The 11286-nt window shown below is 40.6% G+C and carries 7 protein-coding genes and 1 pseudogene; all 8 read left to right on the top strand.

Annotated elements, in window-relative coordinates:
* The first annotated feature begins 191 nt into the window (after nucleotides 1–191).
* Nucleotides 192–346 (top strand): annotated as a pseudogene (locus HMPREF9078_RS12345) (phosphinothricin acetyltransferase).
* 398 nt (nucleotides 347–744) lie between these two features.
* Entirely contained in the window at nucleotides 745–5085 is a 4341-nt protein-coding gene (locus HMPREF9078_RS09810) for a translocation/assembly module TamB domain-containing protein (RefSeq protein WP_009420526.1), read from the top strand.
* A 75-nt stretch (nucleotides 5086–5160) separates the two neighbouring features.
* Nucleotides 5161–5808 (top strand): outer membrane lipoprotein carrier protein LolA, encoded by a 648-nt coding sequence (locus HMPREF9078_RS09805; protein WP_002670855.1) that lies wholly within the window; start codon nucleotides 5161–5163, stop codon nucleotides 5806–5808.
* Nucleotides 5809–7296 carry an LptF/LptG family permease gene (locus HMPREF9078_RS09800; RefSeq protein ID WP_009420525.1) on the top strand — a complete coding sequence of 496 codons (1488 nt, stop codon included), beginning with the start codon at nucleotides 5809–5811 and terminating at the stop codon, nucleotides 7294–7296. It abuts the gene before it with no gap.
* A gap of 268 nt (nucleotides 7297–7564) precedes the next feature.
* On the top strand, nucleotides 7565–8911 hold the full coding sequence (locus HMPREF9078_RS09795; RefSeq protein WP_009420524.1) for a cytochrome ubiquinol oxidase subunit I: 1347 nt from the start codon (nucleotides 7565–7567) through the stop codon (nucleotides 8909–8911).
* A gap of 12 nt (nucleotides 8912–8923) precedes the next feature.
* Nucleotides 8924–9958 carry a cytochrome d ubiquinol oxidase subunit II gene (cydB, locus tag HMPREF9078_RS09790; protein WP_009420523.1) on the top strand — a complete coding sequence of 345 codons (1035 nt, stop codon included), beginning with the start codon at nucleotides 8924–8926 and terminating at the stop codon, nucleotides 9956–9958.
* 133 nt (nucleotides 9959–10091) lie between these two features.
* Nucleotides 10092–10718, top strand: a complete 627-nt coding sequence (gene rplU / locus HMPREF9078_RS09785) for a 50S ribosomal protein L21 (RefSeq protein WP_009420522.1) — start codon at nucleotides 10092–10094, stop codon at nucleotides 10716–10718.
* Nucleotides 10719–10745: 27 nt separating this feature from the next.
* Nucleotides 10746–11006 carry a 50S ribosomal protein L27 gene (rpmA, locus tag HMPREF9078_RS09780; RefSeq protein WP_002670844.1) on the top strand — a complete coding sequence of 87 codons (261 nt, stop codon included), beginning with the start codon at nucleotides 10746–10748 and terminating at the stop codon, nucleotides 11004–11006.
* The last annotated feature ends 280 nt before the right edge of the window (nucleotides 11007–11286 follow it).

Genomic DNA, 11286 nt, shown 5'->3' with positions numbered 1-11286 from the left:
ATATAAAAAGTTGATTCATAATATAATACAACAACGCTAAAAATGTTAAAAATAAGGTTTCGAGGCGAAAGAAAGAGGAAGAGGTGATAGGCCTTAGGCCATAGGCACTAGGGGATAACTTCCCCCTTTACACATACTCCGCTCTCCCAGGGCACATACCCAGCTGTCGCTGGCTACCTCAATGAGGGGGAATGTGGCGAGTCGTTTATTCGGTAAGCCCCCGAACCCCCGAAGGGGGACAAGCTGGAAAAAGGTGACAAACCTCCCTCCTTACACATACTCCACTATAACGGGCTTCCTCTCCGAGGGGAATGTAGTGACGGAAAAGGGGAGAAATGACGAATGACAAGTGACGAATGACAAATGCGGATTTTCTTCAAAAGGGGATTGCGGTGGTGGTAAGACGGTGCGAGTCATACGGACAGGTGATGAATGAACGAAGGCACAATGAAGATAAAGCGGAGACACAATGAAGATAAAATGAAGATAAAATGAAGATAAAGCGAAGGTACAATGGAGATAAAGCGAAGGTACAATGGAGATAAAGCGGAGGCACAATGAATATAAAGCGGGGGTACGATGAAGGAGAAAAGAAGCTATTTTAGTGTGTTTGGGTATTTTTTCAGTATATCTTTTTTTGCTTTTCAATTTTATTCGTATCTTTGCACGCTAAGTCAGCAGTAAAGAACTCATTCTATCAAAAGATTACGAAAAATACTTGTCCGTTTCTTCCTTATAACCCTTGTGTTACTTGGGGTTACGGCTCTGCTTTTGACCTTACCCGCCACCCAAACCTTCATCGCTAAAAAGGTGGTGAACTACCTGAATGAAGATTTTGATATCGACCTGAATATAGAACGCATACATCTGAAAATCAACGGGGATGTGGATATTAAGCGAGTGCTTATTCGCGACCACAAGCAAGATACGCTTATTTCGGCAAAGAAACTCACGACTTCTATTTTAGACTTTAAACAGCTGTTTGACGGTAATTTGTACTTTGGACACATAAAGGGTGATAGTCTCATTTTCAATATGAAAACCCATAAGGGCGATACTTTGTCTAACCTGGACGTGTTTGTAAACAAATTCGATTCGGGGGAACCCAGCACGGGCAAGTTTGTGATGAAGGCAAAAAGCATCAAGCTAAAAGACAGCTATTGCCGTATTTCGGACGAGAATAACGCCAACCCTTCTATCTTGAAAGTAGACCATCTGAACACTAAGCTAAATGACTTTAAAATCTTGGGTAGCAAAGTGTTTTTTGAGATGCAAGAAGGGAACTTCCGCTTTGATGACAAACTGAATGTTACCCACCTAAATACACAGTTCAGCTATACCGATAGCTTGATGCAAGCCAAGGATTTGCGACTGCAAACGGCATTGACGGACATTCAGGGTACTATAACGATGTTCTCTCACAACGGCAGTTTTGGCGATTTTGTGAACAAGGTAGTCTTTGACGTTAATCTGCCCAAAGCTACGGTAAACACTACCGATTTGAACGCTTTCTACAATGGTTTTAACGGAGGTAGAAATATTGTGTTAGAGGGCGTAACGATGAAAGGAACGCTGAACAACTTCACTATTCCGCAGGGGAAAATATCTTATCAGAACACGCTTATAGAGGGAGATTTAACTTTCCAAAACCTATTAGCAGAACACGCTAATATAGCCGTGATAGGCAAAGGTGTATATGCCGAGAGCATTTATAACGATTTGGCTTACTTAATGCCTAAGGATTTGGGTGAAAATATTCCAGCGGAGCTACAAAGGTTAGGAATGTTTTCAGTAGAAGGTGATTTTGCTTACAGAACGACTTCGCTACAAGCCAACGTATTGCTGAAAACCAATGACGGCGAAGCACATATTGACGGCTCTTTGGAAGACCTTACTCATACCGATAAAACGGCTTTTAGAGGTACGCTCACTACGAATCAGTTTCATTTGGGCAAGATTTTAGACGACCCGACTATGGGTGCACTCACTGCCGATATGACAGTGCGCGGACAAGGATTGAACTTTAAAACTATGCAACTTTACGCGAATGGCACGGTTCATTCGGTGGGCTATAACGGTTATAACTACCAGCGCATAGGCATCAATGGGGAGTTTAGGAATCAGGTGTTTAATGGCAAAATAGACGCAAAAGACCCGAACCTTACGATGAACTTCAACGGACTTGCTGACCTATCGGGCAGAAACAACAAATTTGACTTTCAAGCGGATATTGCTATTGCTGATTTGCACGCTTTACGCTTTATGGAAATGGACAGTGTATCGCAGTTCTGTGGTAAGGTAGTGATAGACATTTCGGGCAATCAGTTGGACGATATTGTGGGTAAAATATCATTTAAACACACCAATTACATCAATTCAGCAGGAAGTTTTACCTTTAAAGACTTCGAGGTCGTTTCAACCTTGAACAATGGAGTGAAAGAAATCGCGATTAATTCGCCTGATATTGTGAGCGGGAATGTAAGAGGAAAGTTCAAGTTAGCTGAGCTAAAAAAGGTAATGCAAAACGCGGTGGGAAGTATCTATGCCCAATACAACCCGTATAAGATAGAGAAAAACCAGTACGTAGACTTCCATTTTGATATTTACAACAAGATAGTAGAAGTGTTTGTGCCCAAAGTGAAGATAGGCAGAAACACTTTCATCAACGGGAATATAGATGCCGATAAAGGGAGTTTTAAGTTCCAAATGAAGTCGCCCAGCGTGAATGCATACGGCACTCAGATAGACAGTATCAGTCTTGAAATAGACAATAAAAACCCGCTGTACAATACTTATTTTGAAGTGAAGAAAGCCGATTTTGGGGTGTATGCCATTCAAGATTTTAACCTGATTAATACCACTATCAAAGATACGCTTTTCTTCCGTACTGAGTTCAAAGGGGGCGATACCGGCAGAGATACTTATGAGCTGAATTTCTACCATACTTTGAACAAGAAACAACAGTCGATTATAGGGATTAAGAAATCACTGATAAACTTCAAAGGCAATGCGTGGTATATCAACCGCGAGAATGCGATGAATGAGTACAACAAGATTGTGCTCAACCGTACTGCCGATACGATTAAGGTGAGCAACTTCAAGATGGCGCACCAAAACCAATATATGAACCTCAGTGGGCTCATCACTACCAAAGATTATAAGAACCTGCACTTAGTTGCCCATAACGTAGCGATGGACAAGATAGTACCCGAAATCAAAGGGCTCAACCTCACGGGAACGCTCAATGGTAACGTGTCGCTTACTCAACGCGGGAACTTATATTACCCTTCGGCAGACCTTTTTATACGCTATTTTAAACTGAATGGCTATGACTATGGCGATTTGGAAGTGGGTATCTTTGGTAACAGTGATTTGTCGTCGTTTGATGTAGGGGCGTTTTTCTCTAACGGGCGAGCTCTTGGCTTTGCTACGAGAGGGAAAATTAACTTAGACAAGAAGCGGGGTACTTTGCTCGACCTTACGGCTTATTTTAGAGACTTTGAGCTCTCGCCTTTTAATCCGTTCTTGGAGGGAGTCTTCTACAACCTAAGAGGCACGATGTCGGGGCAAGTGAAGATAGACGGTAGCGTAACTGACCCACTGATGGACGGCGAACTCACCTTGCACAAAGCAGGTGTGGGGATTACGTATCTGAAACTCAATACCGATATTCAGGAAGGTGCACGGATAAAGGTAAACAACAAGACGTTTGATATAGACAACTGGCTACTGACCGATACCGCTTATAAAACACAAGCCAAACTGAATGGTTCGATTAGGCATAACAAACTATTAGATTGGTTTTTAGACCTAAGATTGCAAACCCTTGGCAAGCGCTTTATGGTGCTCAACACCCCTTATACTGATGATGCGCTGTTCTACGGGACTGCCTTTATCAAAGGGAATGCGAGCATTAAAGGAGCATTGGACGAAATTGCGATTAAGGTAAATGCGAAGACCGAAGAGGGTACGTCCTTCAAAATACCGCTCAGCGATAGTGAGAGTGTGGGCGATGACTCGTTTATCACTTTTGTAGAGAAGGGCGATAAAAAAGTAAAAATTAACCGAGAATTGGAGTCTATCAAGGGGTTAGAACTGAACTTTGAGCTTGATATCCTTCCTACTGCCGAAGTGGAAATTGTGATGGATAGAAAAACGGGTAGTAACCTTGTGGGGCGTGGAGCAGGTACGCTTCTTATTGAAATTAATACCAACGGTAAGTTTAATATGTGGGGGGACTTTATCACCTATTCGGGCTTTTATAATTTCAAGTACGAAAACATCATCGACAAGCGTTTTACGGTGCTCCCAGGGGGGTCTATTTCTTGGAGTGGCGACCCGCTAAGAGCCACTTTGCGCGACTTGAAAGCGGCGTATACCCTCAGTGCGAACCCAAGTACGCTATTGGAAAGCAGTCAGTACAACCGGAAAATCAACACTCAGGTAATCATTAAATTAGAAGGAGAATTGATGCGCCCCGAAACCTTGTTTGACATTACTTTCCCTGATAGTAGTCCGAGTTTGGTATCGGAGCTCAACTACAAGCTTGAAGACCAAGACCGCAAGCAGTTGCAAGCCTTTTCGCTCTTGGCACAGGGTTCGTTTATGAGCGAAAAGAATACCGACAACCGTTTGGTAGCTTACAACCTCTTTGAAACGGCAGCAGGCTTGTTTAACCAATTGCTCTCGGACGAAGACAACAAGCTGAACTTGGGAGTATCGTACGAAGCGGGGATTAACGACGGTTCGTCCGACATCAACAGCGACCGTTTGGGCTTTACTGTATCTACCCAAATCACCGATTGGGCGAGTGTGAATGCCAAAGTGGGTATCCCTGTGGGAGGAGTGAGCCGTACGGCAGTGGCGGGTAACGTAGAGGTACAATTCCGCTTAAACACCGACGGTAGCCTCACAGCTAAAATATTCAACCGAGAAAACGAATGGCAACAGTATATGCTCGACCGTATAGGGTATGCCCAAGGGGTAGGACTGACCTATTCGGTAGATTTCAATACCTTTAAAGACTTGATGCAAAAGATATTTAAAAAGGGAGGAAAAGTGATAGAACCCAAGACAGAGAAGTAAAAAATATATATCGCAATAAAACTTTGGAACAATAATTGCTATTAGACAGAGACTAAATCATTAAAAACACTAGAAATGAGAAGAATATTTATTGTAGCTTTTGCTTTATTTTTAGGCGTATTTCAGGCACATAGCCAGCAAGTAGACAAGGCAAAAAAGCTATTGGACGAAGTGTACAACAAGATGGTTGCTTACAATAATATCTATATAGATTTTAAGTATAACCTCGATAATATTGCTGAGAATATCAATCAGGAAACCAAAGGTAATGTAACCATTGCTAAAAACAAGTATGTGCTGAATTATCTGGGGGCTACTAAAATATACGACGGTCATAAGACCTATACCATAGTACCCGAGAATGAAGAAGTAACCATAGAGAAAAACGCTAATGACGACAATGCCATTACTCCTTCAAAAATGCTTACCTTCTATAAGAAAGGTTATAAGTACAAATGGGATATACAGCAAAATGTACGCGGGCGCAAAATACAATATGTAGAGCTAAAACCGCAGAAAGCTAATACTGATGTAAAGCAAATTCTGTTGGGGATAGATATACAAACTAAACACATCTACAACCTTATTGAAATAGGAAAGAACGGTACTAAAACCACTATCACAGTGAATACTTTTAAAACAAACCAGCCTATTTCGAACAATATCTTTAAATTCGACCGCGAGAAGTACAAAAAAGACGGCTATACTATCAGTGAATTATAGATGAAGATATTAGACCGCTACATTATCACTCAGTTCCTTACTAACTTTTTAGGAGCACTCTCTATACTTGTTCTTATCTTTGTATTCCACACAATCTTTACATACATTGATGAGCTAGCGGGGCGTGGTTTGGAGTTATGGATTATATTCAAGTTTCTAATCTATTTTATCCCGCAACTTATCCCTATCATTATGCCCTTGGCAGTGGTAATAGCCTCTATTATGACCTTTGGGGCATTTGCTGAAAACTATGAGTTTGCTGCAATGAAAGCCTCAGGTATTTCGCTAATGCGCGTAATGCGTCCGCTGATTATACTGATGGCATTACTGAGTTTAGGCACTTTCTTTTTAGCCAATAATGTAATTCCAGTGGCTTATCGCGAGGTGTATACCCTTAGATCGAACATTGCCAAAGTGAAGCCTGCTATGGCTATAGCCGAAGGAGTATTCTCTAACATAGGGGAGGATATAAGCATAAAAGTAGGAAAGAAAAGAGGAGATAATGACGAGTTTTTAGAGAATGTGCTCATTCACAAAAAGACTCCCGATAAAGTAAATCGCACTGTAATCAATGCCAAGCGAGGAGAACTCAAGAGTTCTAAGACTAATAGTAACTTCTTACAGCTTATCTTGGAAGACGGGACTTATTACGAGGATATTAAAACCAACACTTACGAAGCCCAACAAAAAGTACCTTTTGCCAAAGTGTACTTTAAAAAATACGTTATTAATCTTGATCTTTCGCATTTGAACAATGTAGATTTTAACGAGAAAACTGATGCTACTACCTATCGTATGATGAATGTAGGACAGCTTAATTACGCTATCGACTCACTCCGCACCGATTTCAAACAGAATATTACTGACTATGGCAATAATATGTTTCGTCGTACAGGTTTCTCAGTAGCCCCTCCGCCACCCCCTTCTGCCGAGGAAAAAAAACAAGAGAAGCCTAAACCTGCTAAGGAGATTACTTCGGTGAGAGAGCTCTTTAACAAACTGAATAACACACAAAAATCAATGGTACTTGATATGGCTATCAATACCAACCAAGCTCAGTTAGACAATGTGGAGTTCCGCCAAAGCGACCTTGAATATCGCTATAAACTAATGAACTTACACATTTTAAATCTCAGCGATAAGTTTGCTCTTACGGTAGCTTGTTTTGTGCTCTTTTTCGTAGCGGCACCTTTAGGAGCTTTCATTCGCAAAGGAGGGATTGGTATGCCTTTGGTAATAGCAATGATACTGTTCTTAGCTTATTATTTTATAGGAATGTTTATGAAAAATATAGCTGAGAACAACACTATCAACCCAGCCTTAGCACCGTGGATACCTGCTTTGATACTTTTGCCTTTGGGTATTTACCTCACTACAAGAGTTACTACTGATAAAGAAGTGTTCAATTTCCCTATTACCAATAAACTAATGCGATTTGTAGAAGACAAAGTGAAAGAAATAAAAGGGAAAATTAAAAAGAACAAGTAAAAATCGATAATATCTAATTATAAGTTCATCAATGGATATTCAGAGTATTGAGTATCCATTGATTTTTTATAATATCACAATACCGAAAAAAAAACAATAATACCAATCATCAGAGGTAAAGTTAGCGATAAGTTAGGTATGAGAGTAGAGAAAGAGCTATATTATTTAGATGTAATATAAATTAATGTCCGTTTTCTACTTTTCTTTTGGTATATTACTCATATAGTGTACTTTTGTCGCATATTTCACTAATTAAATTACTCGACATATGGAGACAGAAATTTTAGCACGGGTGCAGTTTGCACTAACGATTGCCTTCCATTACATCTATCCGCCTTTAAGTATAGGGCTTGGACTACTAATGGTAGCCTTTAAAGGTATCTACCTACGCACTGGTAAAAAAGAGTACGACACGCTCGCCCGCTTCTGGACGCGCATCTTCTCACTTACCTTTGGCTTAGGAGTCGCTACAGGGATTGTAATGGAATTTGAATTTGGTACCAACTGGGCTACCTATTCGCGTTATGTAGGTGATATCTTCGGTAGTGCTTTGGCGGCTGAGGGTGTTTTTGCTTTCGCACTTGAAAGTACCTGCCTTGGTATTGTACTTTTCGGTTGGAACAAAGTAAAGCCTATATGGCACTTCTTGGCTACCCTTGGGGTGTTCTTAGGCTCTATGTGTTCCGCTATCTGGATAGTAATAGCCAACAGCTGGCAACAAACCCCCGCAGGTTATGTAATTGCAGGCGAAGGTATGCAAGCCAAAGCCGTAATCACCGACTTTTGGGCGATGGTGTTCAATCCTTCGAGCATAGACCGTATATGGCACGTATGGCAAGGAGCGTTCTTGGCTGGTATCTTCTTGGTATTGAGCGTTCACGCTTGGTATTTACTCAAAGGTCGCCACGTAGAAATCTCTAAAAAAGCCTTTAAAGTAACTCTTATCATTGGTACAATTGTGTGCTTGTTGCAATTGGTTTCAGGACACAGCTCAGCTGATGGTGTAGCTAAAAACCAGCCTGAGAAATTAGCTGCTATGGAAGGGCACTTCAAAACAGGGCCTGGTGATGCTTACATTATTGGTTGGGTAGACAAAAAGAATGAGGAAACTCACGGGTTAAGTATTCCTAAGGGGCTTTCCTATATGGTGCATTTTGATGCTGATGCTCCTGTAACAGGTCTTGACCAATATCCAGTAGAAGACCGTCCTGGGCAAGTGAATGCTGTATTCCAATTCTATCATATAATGGTAGCCATTGGTATGTTTCTCATCGCACTCACCCTCTACGCTTCTTTCTTATTGTGGAGAGGCAAATTGTACAACAAACGTTGGCTCTTGCACATTTTTGTATGGAGCGTACTATTGCCACAAATAGGTAATCAAGTAGGTTGGTTTGCAGCCGAAATGGGTCGCCAGCCTTGGATAGTGTACAAACTCTTGCGCACGAGCGAAGCCCTTTCTAAATCGGTATCGGCTAACCAAATACTCTTTGCGATTATCTTATTCACCGTTATTTATATCATTCTCTTCGCTCTATTCATCTACTTGATGAACAAGAAAATCGTTCACGGTATAGATGAACACGAAACTCAAGAACAATTACAAACAGCATAACATTATACAGATATGGAAACATTTTTAGGAATCGACTACCCTACGTGGTGGTTCATCATTATAGGATTTTTGATTACAGGCTATGCTATTTTAGACGGCTTTGACTTTGGAGCAGGGGCGTGGCATTTGTTCTTCGATAAGAAAAAAGAACGCCGTGTAGCTCTAAACGCTATCGGACCAGTATGGGACGGTAATGAAGCGTGGTTAGTAATTGGGGGAGCAGGTATTTTTGCTGGTTTCCCACTAATGTACGCCGAATTGTTTTCGGCTATGAACACGCCTTTTATGCTTTTCCTCACCTTTATTATCTTTAGAGCGGTAGCCATTGAGGTACGCGGTAAAGAGGACAGCGACCGTTGGCGCAACACTTGGGATACCGTATATAGCGTGTGTAGCATCGTATTGCCTGTGCTCTTAGGCGTGGTAATAGCCAATGTACTACAAGGGCTTCCATTAGACGAGAATTTCGTATACCAAGGAGGCGCACTCTTTACTTTCCTTACTCCTTATGCACTACTTGTAGGTGTAATGACACTCTTGCTCTTTATGGTACACGGAGGTTTGTATTTGCTTCTCAAAACTCACGGAGATATGCACCACCGCATCGAGAAACGCATTAACTATGCATACCTCGGCTTTTTGGTAGTGTTTACAGCAGTAGCGATTTACAGTATGCTCACTCCTCATTTAGCTGAAAATATTGCTAATAGCACTGCACTGAAAGTATTCCCTGCGTTATTGCTCCTCAGCATCTTAAGCGTAGCTTTCTTTATGAAGAAAAAAGACTATAAAAAGGCTTTTGTCGGTACTATTCTCACCATCGTTTTCTTTATGGTGGTAGCAGCACTGAACTTACACCCTACTTTCTTGAGAACTACTTTAGAAACTGGCAATAGCATCACGGTTTACAACGCAGCAGCTTCTCAGAAATCATTAGAGATTATGCTCACTATTACTGCGATAGGGGCGCCGTTATTGCTTTTCTACACTTATTTCGCTTACAAAGTATTCTGGGGCAAAGTAGAGATTGACGAAAATAGTTATTAATACAAGCCTTATAGGCACTATAAAATAAGAAAGAGAGAAAAGGTTTTAAAACTTTTTCTCTCTTTTATTTTGGTAGGTAAAAAATAATTCGTACTTTTGCGCCCGATTTAAACCATAATTAAATAACAAAGCTATGTATGCAATTGTAGAGATAGCAGGGCAACAATTTAAAGTTAGCAAAGACCAAAAAGTGTTTGTTCACCGTTTGCCTAATCAAGAAGGAGAGAAAGTAGCGTTTAATAACGTACTCCTTTTAGATAACAACGGAACCATCACCGTAGGCGCCCCAGCTATAAATGGAGCTTCCGTAGAAGCAAAGGTTTTGAAACATTTGAAAGGCGACAAAGTGCTCGTGTTCAAAAAGAAAAGACGTAAAGGTTACAAAGTTAAGAACGGACATCGTCAGTTCCTTACGCAAATTGTAATTGAGAACATCGTTGCAAGTGGTGCTAAAAGTACCCAAGCAAAACCTAAGACAGAAAAAGCTCCTGTTAAGTCAGCAAAAGCTGATGATTTGAAAAAGATAGAAGGTATTGGGCCTAAAGCAGCAGAAGCCTTAGTAGCAGCAGGGGTAGACACCTTTGCTAAATTAGCTAAGAAATCAGTTGAAGAAATCAAAACCATTCTATCAGAAACAAGTTCAACCTTGGCACACTTAGACCCTCAAACTTGGGCAGCTCAAGCTCAATTAGCCGCTGACGGCAAATGGGACGAACTTAAAAAATGGCAAGACGAGTTGAACGGTGGTATCGTAAAATAATTGTTAAACCTAAAAATCTAAGAAAAAATGGCTCACAAAAAAGGTGTCGGTAGTTCTAAGAACGGTAGAGAATCTCACTCTAAACGCTTAGGTGTTAAAATTTTCGGTGGACAAGTTGCCATCGCAGGAAACATTATTGTTAGACAACGCGGAACTCAACACAATGCTGGCGAGAATGTGTATATTGGTAAAGACCATACTTTGCACGCTAAAATCGATGGTATCGTTAAGTTCGAAAAGAAGAGAGATAACAAATCATTTGTTTCTGTTATTCCATTAGAATCATAATAAAGTTTTTTAATGTTACAACAAAAAAGGCCTTTGGTATTCCAAAGGCCTTTTTTGTAAATAATACCATCTTATTCTACTATAATAGTACATTTAGGGTCTATATTAGTACGCGGGTCAAAAACAAAATCAAAAAAAGCTGCATCATCTTTCTTACCTTGTTTTATCCTCTGATTAACTTTGTTTTCCCTTCGTTTTATTTCCCTCAAAATTAGTGTTTTCTCACCACTTTTAACTGTTCATTACCAACTACTTATATACCCTTTCTATACCAATCTTC

The sequence above is a fragment of the Capnocytophaga sp. oral taxon 380 str. F0488 genome, from assembly GCF_000318255.2.
In the GTDB taxonomy this organism is placed as follows: Bacteria; Bacteroidota; Bacteroidia; order Flavobacteriales; family Flavobacteriaceae; genus Capnocytophaga; species Capnocytophaga ochracea.
The sequence above is the reverse complement of the archived record's forward strand: the minus strand, read 5'-3'. Positions and strand labels throughout refer to the sequence as shown.

What these genes read in the sequence shown, in the direction of transcription:
- HMPREF9078_RS09805 (WP_002670855.1), top strand. Translation starts at nt 5,161, where the DNA reads ATGAGAAGAATATTTATTGTAGCTTTTGCTTTATTTTTAGGCGTATTT.
- rplU (WP_009420522.1), top strand. Translation starts at nt 10,092, where the DNA reads ATGTATGCAATTGTAGAGATAGCAGGGCAACAATTTAAAGTTAGCAAA.
- cydB (WP_009420523.1), top strand. Translation starts at nt 8,924, where the DNA reads ATGGAAACATTTTTAGGAATCGACTACCCTACGTGGTGGTTCATCATT.
- HMPREF9078_RS09795 (WP_009420524.1), top strand. Translation starts at nt 7,565, where the DNA reads ATGGAGACAGAAATTTTAGCACGGGTGCAGTTTGCACTAACGATTGCC.
- HMPREF9078_RS09800 (WP_009420525.1), top strand. Translation starts at nt 5,809, where the DNA reads ATGAAGATATTAGACCGCTACATTATCACTCAGTTCCTTACTAACTTT.
- rpmA (WP_002670844.1), top strand. Translation starts at nt 10,746, where the DNA reads ATGGCTCACAAAAAAGGTGTCGGTAGTTCTAAGAACGGTAGAGAATCT.